The organism is Streptomyces sp. NPDC014733, assembly GCF_043083385.1.
GTDB lineage: Bacteria > Actinomycetota > Actinomycetes > Streptomycetales > Streptomycetaceae > Streptomyces.
This window is the reverse complement of the sequence record NZ_JBIBYO010000008.1, coordinates 193464-215393: the sequence shown is the minus strand read 5'-3', so window position 1 is coordinate 215393 and position 21930 is coordinate 193464. Positions and strand designations below refer to the sequence as shown.

14 protein-coding genes are annotated in these 21930 nt (G+C 72.8%); 7 read left to right on the top strand and 7 right to left on the bottom strand.

Translation table 11 applies throughout. The features are described from left to right. Nucleotides 1–7: 7 nt before the first annotated feature. Entirely contained in the window at nucleotides 8–1639 is a 1632-nt protein-coding gene (locus tag ACF1BH_RS20180) for a carboxyl transferase domain-containing protein (RefSeq protein ID WP_391643930.1), read from the bottom strand. 123 nt (nucleotides 1640–1762) lie between these two features. Here ACF1BH_RS20180 and ACF1BH_RS20175 point away from each other — a divergent pair, with 123 nt between their 5' ends. The 3 genes from ACF1BH_RS20175 to ACF1BH_RS20165 all read left to right on the top strand — a co-directional run bounded on the left by ACF1BH_RS20175 (nucleotide 1763) and on the right by ACF1BH_RS20165 (nucleotide 4668). After that, nucleotides 1763–2392: a TetR/AcrR family transcriptional regulator gene (locus ACF1BH_RS20175; RefSeq protein ID WP_391643928.1), complete on the top strand. Its 630-nt coding sequence runs from the start codon at nucleotides 1763–1765 to the stop codon at nucleotides 2390–2392. Nucleotides 2393–2471: 79 nt separating this feature from the next. Then, entirely contained in the window at nucleotides 2472–3629 is a 1158-nt protein-coding gene (locus tag ACF1BH_RS20170; RefSeq protein WP_391643926.1) for an acyl-CoA dehydrogenase family protein, read from the top strand. 112 nt (nucleotides 3630–3741) lie between these two features. Beyond that, nucleotides 3742–4668 (top strand): acyl-CoA thioesterase, encoded by a 927-nt coding sequence (locus ACF1BH_RS20165; RefSeq protein ID WP_391643924.1) that lies wholly within the window; start codon nucleotides 3742–3744, stop codon nucleotides 4666–4668. A gap of 41 nt (nucleotides 4669–4709) precedes the next feature. Here the strand turns inward: ACF1BH_RS20165 and ACF1BH_RS20160 are convergent, their stop codons facing one another. Together ACF1BH_RS20160 and ACF1BH_RS20155 are read right to left on the bottom strand one after the other, a co-directional pair. Then, nucleotides 4710–5507, bottom strand: coding sequence for a phosphatase (locus ACF1BH_RS20160; RefSeq protein WP_391643922.1), 798 nt, complete (start codon nucleotides 5505–5507; stop codon nucleotides 4710–4712). A gap of 70 nt (nucleotides 5508–5577) precedes the next feature. Next, nucleotides 5578–5943, bottom strand: coding sequence for a hypothetical protein (locus ACF1BH_RS20155; RefSeq protein ID WP_391643920.1), 366 nt, complete (start codon nucleotides 5941–5943; stop codon nucleotides 5578–5580). Nucleotides 5944–5990: 47 nt separating this feature from the next. On the opposite strand from ACF1BH_RS20155, the gene speB reads away from it, so the two are divergent. Beyond that, nucleotides 5991–6968, top strand: coding sequence for an agmatinase (gene speB, locus ACF1BH_RS20150; RefSeq protein ID WP_391643918.1), 978 nt, complete (start codon nucleotides 5991–5993; stop codon nucleotides 6966–6968). 187 nt (nucleotides 6969–7155) lie between these two features. Here speB and ACF1BH_RS20145 read toward each other — a convergent pair whose 3' ends face one another. The 3 genes from ACF1BH_RS20145 to ACF1BH_RS20135 are packed head-to-tail and all read right to left on the bottom strand — an operon-like array spanning nucleotide 7156 to nucleotide 11004. Further along, nucleotides 7156–7935: a TetR/AcrR family transcriptional regulator gene (locus tag ACF1BH_RS20145; protein ID WP_391643912.1), complete on the bottom strand. Its 780-nt coding sequence runs from the start codon at nucleotides 7933–7935 to the stop codon at nucleotides 7156–7158. Next, nucleotides 7932–10217 carry a YhgE/Pip family protein gene (locus tag ACF1BH_RS20140; RefSeq protein WP_391643909.1) on the bottom strand — a complete coding sequence of 762 codons (2286 nt, stop codon included), beginning with the start codon at nucleotides 10215–10217 and terminating at the stop codon, nucleotides 7932–7934. Before ACF1BH_RS20140 ends, ACF1BH_RS20145 begins: the two co-directional genes overlap by 4 nt. Beyond that, nucleotides 10189–11004: an ATP-binding cassette domain-containing protein gene (locus ACF1BH_RS20135; RefSeq protein ID WP_391643907.1), complete on the bottom strand. Its 816-nt coding sequence runs from the start codon at nucleotides 11002–11004 to the stop codon at nucleotides 10189–10191. Before ACF1BH_RS20135 ends, ACF1BH_RS20140 begins: the two co-directional genes overlap by 29 nt. Before the next feature lie 216 nt (nucleotides 11005–11220). On the opposite strand from ACF1BH_RS20135, the gene ACF1BH_RS20130 reads away from it, so the two are divergent. The 3 genes from ACF1BH_RS20130 (at nucleotide 11221) to ACF1BH_RS20120 (ending at nucleotide 19938) form a co-directional block, all read left to right on the top strand. Continuing rightward, the gene (locus ACF1BH_RS20130; RefSeq protein ID WP_391643905.1) at nucleotides 11221–14043 is read left to right on the top strand and encodes a discoidin domain-containing protein; all 2823 of its coding nucleotides are present in this window, start codon (nucleotides 11221–11223) and stop codon (nucleotides 14041–14043) included. Between the two features lie 437 nt (nucleotides 14044–14480). Continuing rightward, a complete protein-coding gene (locus ACF1BH_RS20125; protein WP_391643903.1) occupies nucleotides 14481–18407 on the top strand; it encodes an ABC transporter transmembrane domain-containing protein in 3927 nt (1308 codons plus the stop codon). A 118-nt stretch (nucleotides 18408–18525) separates the two neighbouring features. Then, nucleotides 18526–19938, top strand: coding sequence for a S28 family serine protease (locus tag ACF1BH_RS20120; protein ID WP_391643901.1), 1413 nt, complete (start codon nucleotides 18526–18528; stop codon nucleotides 19936–19938). Between the two features lie 84 nt (nucleotides 19939–20022). On the opposite strand, the gene ACF1BH_RS20115 is transcribed toward ACF1BH_RS20120, so the two are convergent. Continuing rightward, nucleotides 20023–21837: a glycoside hydrolase family 3 protein gene (locus ACF1BH_RS20115; RefSeq protein ID WP_391643899.1), complete on the bottom strand. Its 1815-nt coding sequence runs from the start codon at nucleotides 21835–21837 to the stop codon at nucleotides 20023–20025. Between the last annotated feature and the right edge of the window lie 93 nt (nucleotides 21838–21930).

The following is a 21930-nucleotide window of genomic DNA, read 5'->3' as shown; positions in this document are numbered from 1 at the left end:
ACGTCGCTCACATCCGGAAGACGCCGTAGCCGGGCGCCGCGGCGTCCCGGGCGGGCAGCGGGGCGTTGGCGCAGGCGGTCAGCGCCAGCCCCAGCACCTGGCGGGTCTCCAGCGGGTCGATGACGCCGTCGTCCCACAGCCGGGCGCTCGCGTAGTAGGCGTTGCCCTGGGTTTCGTACTGCGCGCGGATCGGGTCCTTGAAGGCGTCCTCCGCCTCCGCGCTCCACTCCTCGCCGCGCGCCTGAAGCTGGTCGCGCTTGACGGTCGCGAGGACGGACGCGGCCTGCTCGCCGCCCATCACCGAGATCTTGGCGTTCGGCCACATCCACAGGAAGCGCGGCGAGTACGCCCGCCCGCACATCGAGTAGTTCCCGGCGCCGTACGAACCGCCGATGACGACGGTCAGCTTGGGCACCCGGGTGCAGGCGACGGCGGTGACCATCTTGGCGCCGTGCTTGGCGATGCCGCCGGCCTCGTACTGCCGTCCGACCATGAAGCCGGAGATGTTCTGGAGGAAGACCAGCGGGATGCCGCGCTGGTCGCACAGCTCGATGAAGTGGGCGCCCTTCTGGGCGGACTCCGCGAACAGGATGCCGTTGTTGGCGACGATCCCGACCGGGTGCCCGTGCAGATGGGCGAAGCCGGTGACCAGCGTCTGGCCGTACTCCGCCTTGAACTCCGCGAACCGCGAACCGTCGACGAGCCGGGCGATGACCTCCCGCACGTCGTAGGGCGTCCGGGAGTCGGTGGGCACCATGCCGTACAGCCCGGCCGGGTCGGCCTTCGGCTCCTCGGCCGGCCGCACCGACCAGGGCAGCGGCGGGCGGTCGCCGAGCGTGGAGACGAGGGTGCGGACGATCCGCAGCGCGTGGGCGTCGTCCTCGGCGAGATGGTCGGTGACGCCGGAGGTCTTCGCGTGCACCTCGCCGCCGCCCAGCTCCTCGGCGGTGACCACCTCGCCGGTGGCGGCCTTCACCAGCGGCGGGCCGCCGAGGAAGATCGTGCCCTGGTTCCGCACGATCACCGCCTCGTCGCTCATCGCCGGGACGTAGGCGCCGCCGGCGGTGCAGGAGCCGAGGACCGCGGCGATCTGCGGGATCCCGGCGCCGGACATCCGCGCCTGGTTGTAGAAGATCCGCCCGAAGTGCTCACGGTCGGGGAAGACCTCGTCCTGCATCGGCAGGAACGCGCCGCCGGAGTCGACGAGGTACAGGCACGGCAGCCGGTTCTCCAGCGCGATCTCCTGCGCCCGCAGATGCTTCTTGACCGTCATCGGGTAGTACGTGCCGCCCTTGACGGTGGCGTCGTTGGCGACGATCAGCGTCTCGCGGCCGGAGACCCGGCCGATCCCGGCGATCACCCCGGCGGCCGGTGCGGCGCCGTCGTACATCCCGTCGGCGGCCAGCGGCGCGATCTCCAGGAACGGCGAGCCGGGATCCAGCAGGGCGTCGACCCGCTCCCGGGGCAGCAGCTTGCCGCGGGCGGTGTGCCGGGCCCGGGCGCGCTCGCCGCCGCCCAGCCGGGCCGCCGCCAGCTTCTCCCGCAGCTCGGCGGTGAGCGCGCGGTGCGCGGCCTCGTTGGCCCGCCAGGAGTCGGACGCCGGGTCGGCGGCGCTCCCCAGCACCGGTGCCTGCTCCATCAGTACGCGCTCCCTTGTTCGGTCGCCGCGGACCGTCCGCCGGGGCGGAGGTGCGGTTAATGGCCGTTAACGTCGCTCCGTTCAGGTTAACGACCACTAACCCGACTGTCTACAATTGCGTCCATGAGCAATGCGCCCGCCCCCGCCCCGACCAGCCGCCGTGAGCAGATCCTCAAGGAGGCGGCCCGGCTCTTCGCCGAGCGCGGCTTCCACGGCGTCGGCGTCGACGAGATAGGCGCCGCGGTCGGTATCTCCGGCCCCGGGCTCTACCGCCACTTCGCGGGCAAGGACGCGATGCTCGCCGAGCTGCTGGTGGGTATCAGCGAGCGGCTGCTGGACGGCGGCCGGATGCGGATCGCCGAGGGCGGCGAGAGCCCCGAGGCGGTGCTGGACGCGCTGATCGACGGCCACATCGACTTCGCGCTGGACGACCGCCCGCTGATCACCGTCCACGACCGGGAGCTGGACCGGCTGCGCGAGGCCGACCGCAAGCGGGTGCGGCGCCTCCAGCGCGAGTACGTCGAGCTGTGGGTGACGGTCGTCCGTGAGGTGCACCCGGAGCCGTCCGAGGCGGAGGCGCGCGCCGCCGTCCACGCGGTCTTCGGCCTCCTCAACTCCACCCCGCACCTGGGCCGCCCCGGCGCGCTGCCGGGCCGTACCGAGATGGCCGGGCTGCTGCGGCGGCTGGCGCTCGGGGCGTTCGGCGCGATGGCGGACGGCGGGCGCCCCGCGGGGGGCCTGTCCACCGGGTGAGCGGTCTCTGGACAGGGTGTAGACCGACCGGTAGCTTTCGCTGAGCAAGCGCTTAGGTAGCGATCCGGAGGAGGCGGCCGTGCGTCGCACAGTGTTCAACGAGGACCACGAGGCGTTCCGCGAGACCATCCGCGCCTTCATCGAGGCCGAGGTCGTGCCGGTCTACGACCGGTGGATCGAGGCCGGAGCCGCCCCCCGCGACTTCTACCGCAAGCTCGGTGAGCTGGGCGTCTTCGGCATCGAGGTCCCCGAGGAGTACGGCGGCGCCGGGGAGAGCAGCTTCAAGTTCAACGCCGTGATCACCGAGGAGTGCGCCCGCGCCGGCGTCAGCTTCGGCGGCTCCAGCGTCCACACCGCGCTCTGCCTGCCCTACCTCCTCGCGTACGCCACCGAGGAGCAGAAGCAGCGCTGGCTGCCGCCGTTCGTCTCCGGCGACATGATGACCGCCATCGCCATGACCGAACCCGGCACCGGCTCCGACCTCGCCGGGATGAAGACCACCGCCAAGCTCTCCGCCGACGGCAGCCACTACGTCCTCAACGGCGCCAAGACCTTCATCACCGGCGGCGTCCTCGCCGACCGCGTCATCGTCTGCGCCCGCACGGCCGCCCCGACGCCGGAGGACCGCCGCGCCGGGATCACCCTCCTCGTCGTCGACACCACCTCCGAGGGCTACGCCGTCGGCCGCAAGCTCGACAAGCTCGGCCTGAAGACCTCCGACACCGCCGAACTCTCCTTCACCGACGTCAAGGTGCCCGTCGCCGACCGCCTCGGCGAGGAGGGCAGGGCCTTCTCCTACCTCGGCCAGAACCTCCCGCAGGAGCGCCTGGGCATCGCCGTCGGCGCGTACGCCCAGGCCGCGGCGGCGGTGCGGTTCGCCAAGGAGTACGTGCAGCAGCGCGAGGTCTTCGGCAAGTCCGTCGCCTCCTTCCAGAACACCAAGTTCGTGCTCGCCGACTGCAAGTCCGAGGTCGACGCGATGGAGGCGGTCGTCGACCGCGCCCTCGACGCGCACGACGCCGGGGAGCTGACCGCCGCCGACGCCGCCTCCGCCAAGCTCTTCACCACCGAGCGCGCCGCCGTCGTCATCGACAAGTGCCTCCAACTGCACGGCGGCTACGGCTACATGCAGGAGTACCCGATCTCCCGCCTCTACGCCGACACCCGCGTCAGCCGCATCTACGGCGGCACCAGCGAGGTCATGCGCTCCATCATCGCCAAGTCGATGGGTCTGTGACCGCGGGCCGACCCCGGCAGTACCTCCGAGACGGCGTACGGACCCGGCACCCGGCCCCACCGGGTGCCGGGTCCGTACGCCGTACCGCACCCGACCGAAAGCGCCCCATGCCGTGAACGACGCCCTCAAGGATCTGCTGGTCCTGCTCGACCTGGAGCGGATCGAGCAGGACATCTTCCGCGGCGCCAGCCGGGATTCGCTGGTCCCCCGCGTCTTCGGCGGGCAGGTCGCCGCCCAGGCGCTGGTCGCCGCGGGCCGCACCGTCCCCGCCGACCGGCCCCCGCACTCCCTGCACGCCTACTTCCTGCGGCCCGGCGACCCCGGCGCCCCGATCGTCTACACCGTCGACCGGATCCGCGACGGCCGCTCCTTCACCACCCGCCGGGTCGTCGCCGTCCAGCACGGTCAGCCGATCTTCCACCTCTCGGCCTCCTTCCAGGTGCACGAGGAGGGCCTGGAGCACCAGGAGCCGATGCCGAAGGCGCCCGACCCGCTGTCGCTGCCGACCGCCGCCGAGACGCTGCCCCGCTACGCCGGGCACTTCGCCGACCCGGACGTCACCCGCCGGCTGCTGCGCGCCCGCGCCGCCATCGACCTGCGCTACGTCGACGCGCCCCCGTACGCGACACCGGGGGAGCCGCGCGAACCCCGCTCCCAGGTGTGGTTCCGCACCAACGGATCGCTGGACCACCTGCCGGTCGCCACCGGCTCCGGCGCCCCCGCCGACGACGCCCCGACGGCCCGCCCGCTGCTCGACATCTGCCTGGTCACCTATGTCTCCGACATGACCCTGCTGGACTCGGTGCTGCTCGCGCACGGCCGCGGCGGCTGGGCGGTCGGCGACGTGGTCGGCGCCAGCCTGGACCACGCCATGTGGTTCCACCGCCCGTTGCGCGCCGACGACTGGCTCCTCTACGACCAGGAGTCACCCACCGCCCAGGGCGGCCGCGGTCTCGGCCGGGGCCGGATCTTCAGCGCCGACGGACAGCTGGTGGTCTCCGTCATCCAGGAGGGCGTGATCCGGGTGCCCCACAGGTGACGGGCGTCCGGGCCGGTGCCGTCGGCCCGGACCGGCGCGGCTCAGAGCAGTCCGGCGGCCTTGAGGAGGTACGCGGTCAGCGGGTCGTAATGGCGCGGGCTGCGGACGTGGTCGTCCAGCGGGACGGTGACCCGCAGCGTGCCCTCGGCCTCGGCGAGGAAGAGCGCCGGGTCGTTGCAGTCGGCGAAGCCCACCGCGTCGATCCCGCGCTGCGCGGCGCACCCGGCCCAGCCGTGGTCGGCCATCACCAGATCGGGCAGCGGGCGGCCGGCCCGCTCCAGCCCGTCCAGGACCGCGGCCATCGGCGCGGGGGAGTGGGTGTGCCAGAGCGTCGCCCCGCGCTCCAACATCGCCACCTCGCCGAACTGGAACACCATGCCGTCGTCGGCCTGGAGCCCGTCCGGCACCACGACGATCTCGCAGCCCCGGGCCCGCAGCGCCTCCGCGGTCGCCCGGTGCACGTCCAGCAGCCCGCCCGGATGCCCGGTGGCGAACAGCACCCGCTGCCGCCCCGCGGCCGCCTTGTGCAGCACCGCCGCCGCACGGTCCAGCGCGTCCACCGTCAGCTCGGGGTCGATGGTGTCCTGCCCGCTACGGTGGTGCGGATCGTCGCTCACCCCGCACCGCTCCGCCATCACGGCCAGCACGTCCTGCTCGTCCGTCCACCGGTCGCCCAGTTCGAGACCGAACCAGTAGTGGCGGTCGCCGTTGGCGAGGCGGCGGTAGTGGGAGAGGTTGTTCTCCCGGGGCGTGGCGACGTCACCGGCGATCCGGGTCCGTACGAGATGGTCGACGAGTTCGGCACGGGCGGGGACGGCGTCCACGGAGGGTATCGGCATGGCGCCATTGTGCCCGCCGAGGCCGTCCCGGGCCGGGAGTCCGGGGTTCCGGGGCTCCTCGGCAGGGCCGTCAGGCGGTGTGCCGCGTGACGAAGCCGGCGATGGCGTCCTGCATCTGCGTCAGGCCCGGTTCTTCGAGCGGGTAGTGACCGGCGCCGTCGAGCAGGACGGTGCCGACCGGGACCCGCGTGATGCGGGACAGCAGCGGCGTGCTCAGGTGGAGCGGGCTCCAGCGGTCCTCGGCGGGCGGGGTCAGCAGCACCGGGCAGGCGTCGAACTCCTCCGGCTCGACGGCGGGGGCGTACGTGGGTTCCGGTGCGGGCGACGGCGGTCCGGTGCGGTCGGCGGCGGTTCCGGTGTGATCGGCGGCGGTCCGGTGCCGTCGGCCGCGATCCGGCGGCTGGCCGATCCGTCGAAGGCCCTCCGCCCGACTCACGCAAATGTCCATCCCCAGGGGCGGCGGCGCTTCCTACCCTCACCCTCATGACCACCGCATCCGCCGCCTCGTCCGGCCCCGTCGGCCCCACCGACTCCTCCCGGGTCCCCCGCTACGCCGGGCCCGCGACCTTCGCCCGTCTGCCCCGCCTCGACCAGGTCGCTGCCGCCGATGTCGCGGTGGTCGGCGTGCCCTTCGACACCGGCGTCTCGTACCGGCCCGGCGCCCGCTTCGGCGGCAACGCCATCCGGGAGGCCTCGCGGCTGCTGCGCCCGTACAACCCGGCGCAGGACGCGTCCCCCTTCGCGCTGGCGCAGGTCGCGGACGCCGGTGACATCGCCGCCAACCCGTTCAACATCAACGAGGCCGTCGAGACGATCGAGGGCGCAGCCGACGATCTGCTCGCCACCGGCGCCCGCATGATGACGCTCGGCGGCGACCACACCATCGCGCTGCCGCTGCTCCGCTCCGTCGCGAAGAAGCACGGCCCGGTCGCCCTGCTCCACTTCGACGCGCACCTCGACACCTGGGACACCTACTTCGGCGCCGAGTACACCCACGGCACGCCGTTCCGCCGCGCCGTCGAGGAGGGCATCCTCGACACCTCCGCCCTCTCCCACGTCGGCACCCGCGGCCCGCTCTACGGCAAGCAGGACCTCACCGACGACGAGAAGATGGGCTTCGGCATCGTCACCTCCGCCGACGTCATGCGGCGCGGCGTCGACGAGATCGCCGACCAGCTCCGGCAGCGCATCGGCGACCGTCCGCTCTACATCTCCATCGACATCGACGTCCTGGACCCGGCGCACGCCCCGGGCACCGGCACCCCCGAGGCCGGCGGCCTCACCAGCCGCGAACTCCTGGAGATCCTGCGCGGTCTGGCCTCCTGCCACCTCGTCTCCGCCGACCTGGTCGAGGTCGCCCCGGCCTACGACCACGCGGAGATCACGTCGGTGGCCGCCTCCCACACGGCATACGAACTCACCACGATCATGGCCCGCCAGATCGCGGCGTCCCGCGGCTGACGCGGCGCCGAAACTGCCTGCGGGCGGCGACCTTTGAGGGGTCGCCGCCCGCTCGCGTACGCCCTCGGCGGCGCGCCTCTCGCGTACTGGCCCCGCCCTGGTGAGGCGTGCACGGCTCGACCGCCGGCGCTCCCGAACAGCCGGTTCCGCACGCCGTCCGGGCGTCAGCGCGGGGCCGCCCCCGCGCTCACGCCGAGGCGGCGTGCCCGGTGGCGCGCGGTGACCGCGGCCGACGGGCCGGGCGGGACACGCGGGGCGCGGGGGCCGGGGGAGCAGGGGGAGCCACGGACGGGGGCACGGTGGCCGTGCCGCCGATGCGGCCCTGGAGCAGCCGGGACAGCGAGGCATGGACGTCGTCGACCGTGCGGTGGGGCTGGAAGGACTGCCAGTCGAGGGCGGCCACCAGGACCATGCCGATCAGGGCGGACGAGGTGAGCGGGACGTCGATCTCCTCGCTCAGCTCACCGGCGTCGACCGCCTCCCGCAGGACGGATTCGACGACGGCCATCGCGCGGCCGCGCACCGACCGCAGGGTGGCGCGCCAACTGCGGTTGGTGCGCCACAGCTCGGCGACGTACAGCTGGGTGAGCGCGGGGGCGCCGGCGATGAACTCCAGCCCGGCGCGGATCATCGCGTCCACGGCGTCGATATGGGTGCCGCCGCGCGCCGTCACCTCGTCGGCAGCTCGGCGCAGGGAGGCGGCGAGCAGCTCGATGCCGTCCCGCAGCAACTCCTCGAAGAGGACGTTCTTGCTGGTGAAGTTGTAGTAGACGGTGCCCTTCGCGACACCGGCGCGTTCGGCGATCTCGTCCACCGTGGTGGCGGAGAAACCCTGCTCGGCGATGAGCGTGACGGCGGCTTCGAAGAGCTTGCGGCGGGTGCTCTCCCGCCGGGCGGCCCGGGAACCCGCCGCGGGGGCGGCGCCGTCCCCGGCACCGCCCCTACGGCCTGTGGAGGTGGTGGTCACAGGCTGAGTTCCGGATGGAGGTCCTTCATCCGGACGACCTGCCGGCCCCGCGCGGTCAGCGCGGTCAGCGCCAGCGAGGCGACGGTGAAGACCGCCAGCACGATGCTGCCCTGCGTGACGATCGAGAGGTCGCCGCCGGTGATCAGACGACGCAGACCGTCGACGACGTAGCTCATCGGCAGGAACGGGTGGATCGCCGCGAAGAATCCGGGGCTGGTCTGCACCGGGTAGGTGCCGCCCGCCGAGGTCAGCTGGAGCATCAGGATGACCAGGGTGAGCACCCGTCCCGCCGGTCCGAAGACCGCGCTCAGCAGCTGGATCAGGGCGGTGAAACACGCCGTCGCCAGCAGCAGGTAGCCGACCGTGGCGGTCGCCCGGGCCATCTCCAGGCCGAGGCCCCAGTGGAGCACGGCCATCAGCGCCAGCACCTGGACCACGCCGATGGCGAAGGCCGGGAGCCAGGAGCCGAGGGCTATCCGCCAGCCCGGCGCGCCGGCGGCGAGCGCCCGCTTGCCCAGCGGCTGGAGCAGCATGAAGGCGACCATCGCGCCGACCCACAGGGACAGCGGGATGAAGTACGGGGCGAGGCCCGTGCCGTAGTTGGGCGCCTTGTGCATCGACTTGGCGGCCAGCTCGACCGGGTCGGCCATGACCTCGGTCCGGGCGTCGCGCTCGTTCTTGTCGTAGTCCGGGATCTTGGCGACGCCGCTGTTCAGGCCGCTGGCCAGCTGGTTGGAGCCGTCCTTCAGCTTGTAGAGGCCACCGTTGAGCGAGATCGCGCCGTCCTTCAGCTTGCCCAGGCCGCCCGCCAGCTCGTCGGTGCCGTTCTTGGCCTCACCGATGCCGTTGTGGACCTGGCCCGCGCCGTCGGCGAGGTCGCCCGCGCCGTCGGCCAGCTTGCCGCTGCCGTCGGCGATCTTGGCGCTGCCGTTGGAGAGCGCGCCCAGCCCGGCGGCGAACCGGTCGGCGCCGTCGGCCACCTTGTGCGCCCCGGCGTTCAGCTTGTTGATCTGCGCGAGCTCGCCGTCGGCGTTCTTCGCGATCTCCGGGACCTGCTCGGCGACCATCACCGCGCCCTGGTGGATCTCACGCAGCTTGGCGCGCTGGGCGTCGAAGTCGAGGCGGAAGACGTCGCCCTTGACCTCCTTCGTCGATTCCAGCGTGTCGGCGGTCTTGGCGACGGTCTCCTTGAGGTCGGGGCAGGCGACGCCGGTGACTCCGGCCGTGCACTGCTTGCGGTAGGCCGCGGCCGCCTTGTCGGCCGCCTCCTGAGCATCGGTCACGCTTGTCTCGGAGCTGCTCGGCAGCCGGCCCAGCACCCGGTCGAGGGTCTCGGTGAGGTCGGCGACGAACTGCGCCCCCCTGGCGATCTCCTCGCTGTGCTTCTTGAGGTAGGGGAGGTCCTTCTTGGCCAGCCCGTTGAGCTTCGTGGCGAGCTGCTGGGTGCCGTCGGCGACCTGCCCGGCGCCCTGGCTCAGCTCCTTGGCCTTGGCCTGTGCCTGGCCGATGCCGGAGTGCAGGTCCGAGGCGCCCTTGCCGAGCTGCCCGGCCTTGTCGTGCAGGGTGTCCGCGCCGTCGCTGACCTTGCCCGCGCCCTCGTCGAGCTGGCCGAGGCCGCCGGACAGCTTGCCGGTGCTCTCCTCGGCGGTGCCGAGCCCGTCGGCGAGCTTGCCCGCGCCCTCCTTGGCGTCGTGCAGCCCGTCGTCCAGCTTTCCGGCGCCGTCGGCGGCCTTCTGCGTCTGGTCGTGGAGGTCGGAGAAGGAGACGAAGATCTTGTCGAGGAACTGCCGCGACGACTTCGCCGACGTCTTCGCCCGGATCTCCGAGAACACCGTCTTGGAGATCGAGCCGACGATGTAATTGTTGGCGTCGTTCGTACGGACCTGGAGCGCGCCGGTCTGCGGGGAGTCGCCGCCGCTGGACGCGATGCGCTCGCTGAAGTTCGAGGGGATGGTCAGCGACAGGTAGTACCTGCCGTCCTCCAGCCCCTTCGCCGCCTCACCGGAGCCGACTTCCTGCCAGTCGAAGGTGTCGCTGTCGCGGACGCTCTTGACGAGCTGGGAGCCCGCGTCGAGGTGCTTGCCGTCGGCCGTGGCGCCCTTGTCGTCGTTGACGAGGGCGACCGGGATCTTGTCCAGGCGGCTGTAGGGGTCCCAGAAGGAACAGAGGTAGAGCGCTCCGTAGAGCAGGGGGATCAGCGTGAGGGCGATGATGCCGAGCCGGGGGAGCTTGCCCCGGCCGAAACGCCTCAGCTCAAGCGCGGCCAGTTTCGGCGAACGCATGCGCTGTTTCCTCCTCGTGGGTGTCGGCCGGGCCCTGCGGGCCGGCGGTGGTCGTGGCATCGGTGGTGGCGCGCGGCGCGGCCGCGGCACCGGAGTCCGTACGGACGATCAGTGCGTCCTCGGGGGCGTCGCCGGCGACCGCCACGACGGTGGTGCCCGCCGCCGACAGCTCGCGCAACAGCCCCCAGATCTCTTCCCGTTCCCCCGCGGAGAGCTTGAGGTCGACGTCGTCGACGGCGAGCAGATGCGGGGCGTGCAGCATGCCGAGCGCCAGGGACAGCCGCAGCGCCTCCAGGCGTTCGAGGTCACGGACGGTGGTGTTCAGCCCCTTCGGCAGGGTCTCGGGGGCCAGGCCCACGGCCGCCAGTGCGGCCTCGATCCGGGCCCGGCGCTCCTCCCGGTGGCGGCGGCCCCAGGAGAGCCCGCCGAGCGGGGACCCCTTCAGCCGGCGGACCAACAGGGCCTGCTCCTTGAGGTGTTCGCCGACGGTGAGGGCCGGCTCCAGGTCGGCGACGCCCGGTACGTGGGCGACCGCCGTCCGGCCGCGCACCGCGCCCATCCGCTTCGGCAGCGGGAAGCCCGCGACGGTGGCCTGGCCCTCGGCGAGCCGCATCCGGCCGGTGAGGGCGAGCAGGAGGCAGGTACGGCCGGAGCCCGAGGGGCCCTGCAGCGCGATCAGTGCGCCCGGTTCCGCGGAGATGTCGACACCTCTGAAGGCCCATCCGCGCGGTCCTTTGACGCCGATCCCCTTGGCGATGACCGCCGCCCCTTGACGGGTGGTGTCCACTGCCCCTCCTTTGATCTGACTGGTCAGTCTAAAAGTTTGCCGCATCGATCGCCGCTTGACCAATCGGCGCCTTGCCAAATGCCCGTTTTCGGTGCGCTCGGCGGCGCTACGTGCTTAAGGTCACCCCTGACGTCGCAAGGACGCCGCGAATTCCCCCAGGAAGCGGCCCGTGCCGGGCAGTTGCGGATCCGGGCCGCACACGGACGACGGAGAGCGATGAATCAGACGGCACGGCATCCGGCGTATCCACCATCTCCCGAGCACCACCGGGCGGCCCGCACGGCCGCCCGCCCCCGCAGGCTGCTCGCACCACTCCTCGCGGTGGCCCTTCTCGCAGGCTCGGCCCCCGCCTCGGCCGCGGCCGAGCCCCTCGCCGCCGCCCCCGGAGCCGCTTCTGGCCCCCGCCCCGACCGGGACGGACCGTGCGGCAAGGGCTCCGGCTGGACGGCCGATTCGACCCGTATCGACCCCGAGGACAGTCACCACGCCTATGTCGGCAACGGCTACCTCGGCCAGCGCATCCCACCCAACGGCACCGGATATGCCGCCCCCGGCGGCGCCACCGGCTGGCCGCTGAAAACCCCGGCCTACGACGGCTCGTTCGTCTCCGGGCTCTACGCCAAGGGCCCCGCGAACGTCGAGGGACGGCAGGCCGTCGCGGCGATCCCCACCTGGACCACACTCGACGTGACCACCGGCGGACCGGGCGCCGAGACCTACTCCTCCGCCACCCCCGCCGCCCGCATCTCCCACTACCGGCAGACCCTCGATCTGCGCTGCGGATTCGTCCGCACCTCCTTGACCTGGACCAGCGCCGACGGCCGCGCCACCGACCTCGTCTACGACGTCCTCGCCGACCGGACCGACGCCCACATCGGCGCCGTACGCCTGCGGATGACACCGCACTGGAACGGCGCGGCGACCGTCACCGATGTGCTCGACGGGCGAGGCGCCCGCCGGATGAAGGCCACCGGGGCCGCCTCCGCCGACGGCACCATGGACGTCGCCTTCCGCACCGACGGCACGGACACCGACGGCGCCGTCGCCTCGACGCTGCGCCCCGGACCGGGGACCCACGCCCGCCCGGAACGGCGGCCCGCCCACGTCTCCGGGCTGACCAACCGGCAGCGCGTCACCTTCCCCGTCCGCAGCGGCCACGGCTACGAACTGACCAAATACCTCGGCGTCGACACCGCCCTGACCTCCCGCTCGCCCCGCGCCGCGGCCCGTGCCGCCTCGCTGCGGGCCGCCGGGCGCGGCTGGCCGTCGCTCTTCGCCCGGCACACCGCCGCCTGGCGCTCCCTGTGGCGCAGCGACATCGAGGTGGCCGGGCAGCCGGAGCTGCAGTCCTGGATCCGCTCGGCGCAGTACGGACTGCTCTCCGCCACCCGCGCCGGAAACCGCAACAGCATCGGCCCCACCGGTCTGACCAGCGACAACTACGCGGGCGAGGTCTTCTGGGACGCCGAGACCTGGATGTATCCGGGCCTGCTGGCGAGCCACCCCGCGCTCGCCAGATCGATCGTCGACTACCGCTACCGGACCCGCGCGGGCGCCCGCGCCAACGCCCGCAAACTCGGCTACGACGGGCTGTTCTACTCCTGGACCAGCGGCAGCAAGGGTGACCTGTGGACCGAATGCCACAGCTGGGACCCGCCGCACTGCCGTACCCAGAACCACCTCATGGGCGACATCTCCCTCGCCACCTGGCAGTACTACCTCGCCACCAAGGACACCGCCTGGCTGCGCTCGCACGGCTGGCCCGTGCTCAAGGGCATCGCGGAGTTCTGGGCCTCCCGCGCCACCCGCAACGCCGACGGCAGCTACTCCGTCAGGAACGTCGCCGGCCCGGACGAGTACAGCAACGGCGTCGACGACGGCGTCTTCACCAACGCGGGCGCGGCCACCGCACTGCGGCACGCCCTGCGCGTCGCCGCCGTCCTCGGCGAAAAGGCCCCCGCCGCCTGGCGGACCGTCGCCGACAAGCTGCGCATCCCCTACGACGCGGAGAACAAGGTCTTCGCGCAGTACGCCGGATACCGGGGCACCACCATCAAGCAGGCCGACACCGTGCTGCTGATGTATCCCCTGGAATGGCCGATGACGACGCAGCAGGCGGCGGACACGCTCGACTACTACGCGGCCCGCACCGACCCGGACGGCCCGGCGATGACCGACTCCGTCCACGCCATCGACGCCGCCGCCCTCGGCGAGCCCGGCTGCGCCGCCTACACCTACCTCCTGCGTTCCATCAAGCCGTTCGTCCGCGGGCCGTTCGCGCAGTTCTCCGAGGCGCGCGGTGACAAGGCGGGGGCAGAGGATCCGCACGCCGGACAGCCCGCCCAGGACTTCCTCACCGGCAAGGGCGGCTTCCTGCAGACCTTCACCCACGGCCTGACCGGTCTGCGGCTGCGGGAGAACGCCGTGCACCTCGACCCGACGCTGCCGCCGCAGCTCTCCCGCGGCGTCACCCTGCGCGGTCTGCGCTGGCAGGGCCGGACGTACGACGTGGAGATCGGCGCGCACCGCACCCGCGTCCGGCTGACCGCGGGTGCGCCGCTGCCGGTCGAGACCCCGCAGGGCGTGGAGACGGCCCGCGCGGGCCGGCCCGTCGTCCTCACCACCCGGCGTCCCGACCTCACCCCCACGGACAACGCCGCGCGTTGCACCCCCGCGAAGGCGACGTCCGAGGAGCCCGGGATGTACGCGGGCGCCGCCGTGGACGGCAACGCCACCACCGCGTGGGTGCCCGACGCCGCCGACGGCACGCTCACCGTCGACCTCGGCCGTACCGTGACCGTCGGGCAGATCACCCCGCACTGGAACGCGACGAAACCGGTCTCCTACGTCGTGCAGGTCTCGCGGGACGGCAGCCACTGGACCGGCACCGGATTCGCGGGCCGCACCCCGGCGCGGTACGTCCGCGTCACGGTCCACGGCGATCCGCGGCCGAACCCCGACGGCACGCCGAAGAAGCGCCCGGGGATCACCGAACTGACGGTGGACCGGGCCACCGGCACGGGCGGCGCCGGGAGCTGATCCGCACCACCACCGATGCCCTTCGCGGCGGCCGGGCCGTACCCCGGCGCCCGGCCGCCGCACGCCGCCCCTGGCACGGTCAGCCGGATATCGCACCCTCCGCGCGGCCGGCCGGGCCACCGCCGCGTCCGTGCGCACGGCGGAAGATGGCGAAGAGGAGTCCGAAGGAGGTGACGCCGCACCGCCCCGGCAGAGCGGACGGGGGGCTGGACGGGCCGAGTACGCGGATCTGTGTTCTCATGTCACTCAGCGTGACGGACGTCCGGCTCGGGCACCATCGGGGATCTCCCGGAGATCGCCCCTGACGACCCCGACCCCCGTCTCCGGGGAAACCCGGATTTCCGGCCGATCGCCCGCGCGGAGTGTGACGGCGGGATGAAATCCGACGGTGGCGATGTTGGCAATTTCCGTCAGGGTCGAGGCGCGGGAGGCACCGGGTGGCGGGGACGGACACGGCAGGACAGAGCTGGTCGCGGAGGCTGATCCGCGACTGCTGGCAGTACCGGACGGATGTGTTGCTCTCGCTCGGCTCCTCGCTGGGCGGGATGGCGGTCATGGCGCTGGTCCCGCTCATCCCCAAGCTGATCATCGACGATGTGATCGTCCGCCACGACCGCACGCTCGCGCCCTGGGCCACCCTCATGGTCGTCGCCGCGGTCGTCGTCTACGCCCTCACCTACGTCCGCCGCTATTACGGCGGACGGCTCGCCCTCGACGTCCAGCACAACCTCCGCACCCGCATGTACGGCTCGATCGCCCGGCTCGACGGGCGGCGTCAGGACGAGCTGAGCACCGGCCAGGTCGTCGGCCGCGCCACCAGCGACCTCCAGCTCATCCAGAGCCTCCTCTTCATGACGCCCATGATGATCGGGAACGTCCTGCTCTTCCTGGTCTCGCTGGCCGTGATGCTGGTGCTCTCCCCACTGCTCACGGTCATCGCGCTGGCCGTCGCCCCGGCCCTGTGGTTCGTCGCCAAACGCAGCCGCGCGCGCCTCTACCCCGCCACCTGGTACGCCCAGAGCCAGGCCGCCGCGGTCGCGGGCGTCGTGGACGGCGCGGTCTCCGGCGTCCGGGTCGTCAAGGGCTTCGGGCAGGAGCAGCAGGAGAGCGGCAAGCTCCGGGACGTGGGCCACAAGCTGTTCGCCGGACGGCTGCGCACGGTGCGCCTCAACGCCGTCTACAGCCCCGCCCTCCAGGCCGTCCCGGCCCTCGGCCAGGTCGCGATGCTGGCCCTCGGCGGCTGGATGGCCACCCGCGGCGAGGTCACCCTCGGCACCTTCGTCGCCTTCTCCACCTACCTCGCCCAGCTCGTCGGCCCGGTCCGGATGCTGGCCGTGGTGCTCACCGTCGGCCAGCAGGCACGGGCCGGCGTCGAGCGGGTCTACGAACTGATCGACACCGATCCCGTCGTCGAGGAGCGCCCCGACGCCCGTGAACTCCCCGCCGACGCCCCCGCCACCGTCGAGTTCGACGCCGTCACCTTCGGCTACGGCGAGGCAGCCGGGCCCGGGCCCGGGCGTGACGCGGAGCCCGCCGGGACCCCGGCCCCCGACGCCCCCGGGACGCCTGTCCCGGCCGGTCCCACCGCGCCCCGCCCCGTACTGGACGGCTTCTCGCTGCGCATCGCGCCGGGCGAGACCGTCGCCGTCGTCGGCCGGTCCGGCAGCGGCAAGTCCACCGTCTCGCTGCTGCTGCCCCGCTTCTACGACGCCACCGCCGGCCGGGTCCTGATCGGCGGCCACGACGTCCGCGATCTCACCCTGGAGTCGCTGCGCTCCGCCATCGGCCTGGTGCCCGAGAGCAGCTTCCTCTTCTCCGACTCGGTGCGCGACAACATCGCGTACGGCCACCCGGAGGCCACCGACGAGCAGATCCGTACGGCCGCCCGCATCGCGCAGGCCGACGGCTTCATCAGCGAGCTGCCCGCGGGGTACGACACCGAGGTCGGCGAGCAGGGCCTGACGCTCTCCGGGGGCCAGCGGCAGCGCATAGCCCTGGCCCGCGCCATCCTCACCGATCCCCGGCTGCTGGTGCTGGACGATGCGACGTCCGCCGTCGACGCCCGGGTCGAGCACGAGATCCACGAGGCGCTGCGCGGGGTGATGGCCGGCCGCACGACGCTGCTCATCGCCCACCGTGCCTCCACCCTGGCCCTCGCCGACCGTGTCGCCGTGCTCGACGGCGGCCGCCTCGTCGACATCGGCACCCAGGACGAGCTCACCGCCCGTTGTCCCCTCTACCGCAGTCTGCTGACCGACCCGGACGAGCTGGGCGGCGTCCCGCACGACCCGGCCGGTGAGGTGGCGGGCGCCTTCGACGGCGAAGCCGCCGCGACCGGTCTGCTGGAACCGCTCCCCACGGCCCACCCGGATGGTGTGCACCCGGATGGTGCTCACCCGAACGGCGCACGGCCCCGCGCCACGCGCCCCGCGGCCTCGGACGGCGCCCCCGTCCCGGGCGGCACCACCCCCGAGCTGTGGGTCCGCCGGGATACCGACGGCGCCCCGGAAGGACCGACCGGACCGGCCGCCACCCCCGAACTCCTCGCCCAGGTCGCCGCGCTCCCGCCGGCCACCGACACCCCGGACATCGACGAGGAGCGGGCCGCCGCGGCCGAGGGCTCGTACGGTCTGCGGCAGCTGCTGCGCGGTTTCCGCGGGCCGCTGCTCATCGCCCTCGGTCTGGTGGCAGTGGACGCCCTCGGCGGTCTTCTCGTCCCGATCCTCATCCGGCAGGGCATCGACGAAGGCGTCCGCCGCGGGGTGCTCGCCGGGGTGTGGACGGCTGCGCTCCTCGCCCTGGTGACGGTGCTCGTCCAATGGGCCGCGCAGATCGGCGGCAACAGAATGACCGGCCGCACCGGCGAACGGGTCCTGTACTCCCTCCGCGTCAAGATCTTCGCCCAGCTCCAGCGCCTCGGCCTCGACTACTACGAGCGCGAACTCACCGGCAAGATCATGACCCGGATGACCACGGACATCGACGCGCTGTCGACGTTCCTGCAGACCGGCCTGGTCACCGCCGTCGTCTCGGTGCTGACCTTCGGCGGCATCCTCGTCGCGCTGCTCGTCATCGACGTCCAGCTGGCCCTGGTCGTCTTCGCCACCCTCCCGCCGCTGATCCTCGGCACGTACTTCTTCCGCAAGCAGAGCGTCAAGGCGTACGAGCTGGCCCGTGAGCGGATCAGCGTCGTCAACGGCGACCTCCAGGAGAGCGTCGCCGGGCTGCGGATAGTCCAGGCGTTCCGGCGCGAGGGCATGGGCGCCGCGCGGTTCGCCGACCGCAGCCACGCCTACCGACAGGCCCGCGTGCGCGGCCAGTTCCTGATATCCGTGTACTTCCCGTTCGTCCAGCTGCTGTCGTCGGTCGCCGCCGCCCTGGTGCTGATCGTCGGCGCCGGGCGGGTCGGTGCGGGCACCCTGACGGCCGGTGCGCTCGTCGCCTACCTCCTCTACATCGACCTGTTCTTCGCCCCCGTACAGCAGCTCTCCCAGGTCTTCGACGGCTACCAGCAGGCGTCCGTCTCGCTCGGCCGCATCCAGGAGCTGCTGCGCGAGCCGACCACGACCCCTGCCGCCGCGGACCCCCGCCCGGTGCCGCGGCTGCGCGGCGAGATCACCTTCGACGGGGTGGACTTCCACTACGGCGCGGAGTCCGAGGGAGCCGAACAGGCGCTGTCCGGCATCGATCTGACGATCCCCGCCGGGCAGACCGTCGCGTTCGTCGGCGAGACCGGCGCCGGAAAGTCCACCCTCGTCAAGCTGGTCGCCCGGTTCTACGACCCGACCGGCGGGACGGTCCGCGTCGACGGCATCGACCTGCGGGAGCTGGACCTCACCGGCTACCGCCACCGCCTCGGCATCGTCCCCCAGGAGTCGTACCTCTTCGCCGGTACGGTCCGCGACGCCATCGCGTACGGGCGGCCGGACGCCACCGACACCGAGGTGGAGGCCGCGGCCCGCGCGGTCGGCGCCCACGCCATGATCGCCACCCTGGACGGCGGCTACCTCCACGAGGTCGCCGAGCGCGGCCGCAACCTCTCCGCGGGCCAGCGCCAGCTGCTGGCCCTGGCCCGCGCCGAGCTGGTCGACCCCGACATCCTGCTGCTCGACGAGGCCACCGCCGCCCTCGACCTCGCCTCCGAAGCCGTCGTCAACCAGGCCACCGACCGGCTCTCCGGGCGCCGCACCACCCTCGTCGTCGCCCACCGTCTGACGACCGCGGCGCGCGCCGACCGGGTCGTCGTGATGGACCGCGGCCGGGTCGCCGAGGACGGCACCCACGCCGAACTCCTCGCCCGCGACGGCCGGTACGCCGCCCTGTGGCGCGCCTTCGCCGGAGAGCAGGCGACGGCGCGGGTCTGACCGCCCCCCGGCCGGGACAACCGCCCCCGGCCGGCGAGGCGTTACGCATCGGTGCTGGTAGGACCCGATTCCCCCCGGGTAGGTTCGGCGCGAATTCCGCGACCCCTGGGGAGGGATCATGCGAAGAACGTTCAGCTGGCTGGTGCCGGTCGCCGTCCTGATCGGCACGGCGGGCGCCACCACCGCCCCGGCCACGGCGGCCACCGCCGCGCCGCGGACGCAGGACATCAAGGAGCGCCTGCTCGCGATACCCGGTATGCATCTGGTGGAGGAGAAGCCGGTCGACGGCTACCGCTACTTCGTCCTCACGTACACACAGCCGGTCGACCACCGCCACCCCGACCGGGGCACGTTCGAGCAGCGGCTGACCGTGCTGCACAAGTCGGTCGACCGCCCGACCGTCTTCTACACCTCGGGCTACAACGTCAGCACCCCCCCGTCCCGCAGCGAGCCGACGCAGATCATCGACGGCAACCAGGTCTCCCTGGAATACCGCTACTTCACGCCCTCCCGGCCGCAGCCCGCCGACTGGAAGAAGCTGGACATCCGGCAGGCCGCCGACGACCAGCACCGCATCTACCAGGCGCTGCACCGCATCTACGGGAAGAACTGGATCGCCACCGGCGGCAGCAAGGGCGGCATGACGGCGACGTACTACCGCCGCTTCCACCCCGACGACATGAACGGCACCGTCGCCTACGTCGCGCCCAACGACGTGGTCAACGACGAGGACTCCGCCTACGACCGGTTCTTCCGCACCGTCGGCACCCCGGAGTGCCGCACGGCGCTGCACAAGATCACCCGCGAGGCGCTCAACCGCCGCGACGAGATGGACGCGCGGTTCGCCGGGTGGGCCGCGAAGGAGAAGAAGACCTTCCGCCTCTTCGGCTCCGTCGACCGCGCCTACGAAGTGCTCGTCACGGACCTGGAGTTCGGCTTCTGGCAGTACCAGCCCGCCGCCACCGCCTGCAAGGACGTGCCCTCCCCGGACGTGTCCACCGACGCGCTGTGGACGTGGATGGACGAGGTCGGCGGCTTCGAGAGCTACACCGACCAGGGCGTGGAGTCGTACACGCCGTACTACTACCAGGCCGGTACCCAGCTCGGTGAGCCCGGATACGGCTACCCGCACCTCAAGGGCCTGCTGAAGTACCCCGGTATCAACAACTCCCGCACCTTCGTGCCGCGGGAGATCCCCATGGAGTTCGACAAGCGCGCCATGCCGGACGTGGACCGCTGGGTGCGCCACCACGCGCAGCGGATGATGTTCGTCAACGGCCAGTGGGACCCGTGGAGCTCGGAACACTTCGAGCTGGGCAGGGGCGCCCGGGACTCCTACGTCTACACCGTGCCCGGCGGCAACCACGGCTCCAACATCGCCAAGCTCAAGGACGCCGACCGCACCAAGGCCACCGCCTCCCTGCTGAAGTGGGCGGGCGTCGACACCGGCGGCAAGGCCACCGCACAGGCCCCCTACAACCGGAAGCTGGACCGCCAGGAGCCGCACCGCACCGCTCCGCTGCGCCCCTGATCGCCGGTCCCCGGACCGGCCACGGTTGACGGAACGTTACGGCGCGCCCCTCCACCCGGGAGGGGCGCGCCCCGTGCCGCGGCGTCAGTACGTCAGCCCGTGGCCGACCGGGTACAGCTCCTCGTCCGGCGCGTCGGCCCGCATCACCGGCACCGGCAGCCGCCCCCGCGGCGCCCGCCGCCCGGCGATCACCCGCGCCGCCGCCCGCACCTCGACATCGGTCCACCCGTAACTCGCCAGCGCCGCCCGCACACCGTCGAGCTGCGCGATGTCGTACGGATTGCGGACCGCGAGCTGCACCACCGGCTTCCCGGTGGCGAGCAGCGCCTCGACGAGTGCGCACTGCGGCGAGCCGGGCGTGACGTTGTACGTCACGACGACCGCCGCGTCGTGGTCGCCGAGCACCGCCACCGCGTCGTCGATCACCGTCCGGTCCGGCGTCAGGCCCGTGGACAGCGCGGTCGCGGCGAAGCCGAGCCCGGTCAGCTCCCGGGCCAGCACCCCGGTGGGCGGCCCGCCCGTCCCGGACGGCGCGGCCGTGTCCACCCCCGCCACCAGCAGCCGGTGCTCCCGGCGGCGGGAGAGCGGCAGCACCCCGCCGGTGTTGCGCAGCAGCGTCGTCGTCCGGTCGGCCAGCGCGTCCGCCGTCTCCAGATGGCGGCGGCTCCCCACCACCCGGTCGACCGCGGCCCGCGAGGTGTACGGGTCGGTGAAGAGACCGCGGCGCTCCTTGAGCAGCAGGATGCGCAGCAGCTTGGCGTCGATGTCGGCCTCGGACAGCTCGCCGTCCTTCAGGGCGCGGACGACGGCGGCGTGCGCGACGCCGAGGTCCGGCGGGTTGAGCAGCTGATCGACGCCGGCCTTGAGCGCCAGCACCGGCACCCGGTCGTCGCCGTACTTCTCGCGGACGCCCTGCATGCCCAGCGAGTCGGTGATCACCACACCGTCGTAGCCGAGCCGTTCGCGCAGCAGCCCGGTGAGGATCGGGCGGGAGAGGGTCGCCGGGTCCCCGCTGGGGTCGAAGGCGGGGACGACGATGTGCGCCGACATGATCACGTCGATCCCGGCGGCCACCGCGGCCCGGAACGGCGGCTCGTCCAGCCGCCGCCACTCCTCGGCGGTGTGGTGGATGGTCGGCAGCCCGACATGGCTGTCGACGTCGGTGTCGCCGTGCCCGGGGAAGTGCTTGGTGCAGGCGGCCACCCCCGCGCCCTGGTAGCCGCGCACCTGGGCGGTGACCAGCCGCGCCACGGCCCGCGGATCGGAGCCGAAGGAGCGGACGCCGATGATCGGGTTGGCGGGGTTGACGTTGACGTCGGCGTCCGGGGCGAAGTCCTGCCGGATGCCCATCGCGTACAGCTCGGCGCCGCTGATCCGGGCCGCGGTCGTGGCGTCGCCGCGTGAGCCGCCGGCGCCGAGCGCCATCGCGCCGGGCAGCAGGGTGGCGGGCGCGCCGATCCGCGTGACGATGCCGTGTTCCTGGTCGGTGGAGATCAGCAGCGGGACGGGCAGCCGCTGTGCGGCACCCGCCTTCTGAATGCCGTTGGACAGCTCCGCGATCTGGTGCGGATCGCGGGTGTTGTGCGCCCAGCTGAAGTAGATGATGCCGCCGACGTGGTACTTCGCGATGAGTTCGGCCGCGTTCGCGACGCCGATCTCCTTGCGGTTGGCGTCCACGTCGGCCTGGTCGGGGTCGGTGGCGGAGTGCCCGTAGACCCGCATGACGAAGAGCTGACCGGCCTTCTCCTCCGGTGTCATACGGGCGATGAGGCGCCGCATCCGCTCCCGCGCGGCGGCGGTGGGGCGGGCGGCGGCAGGGCCTGCGGCGGCCGCGGGAACGGTGCCCGCGGCGCAGGCGGCCGCGACGGCGGTGGTCAGGACGGCACGTCTGGAGTGCATGTGCGCTCCTTCCGGCGGGCTTCCCCGGCGAAATGAGGGACAGTCGGTGGATCACGGATAGCCCGAAAGCATCGCGTGGTCAATGACCGGTTG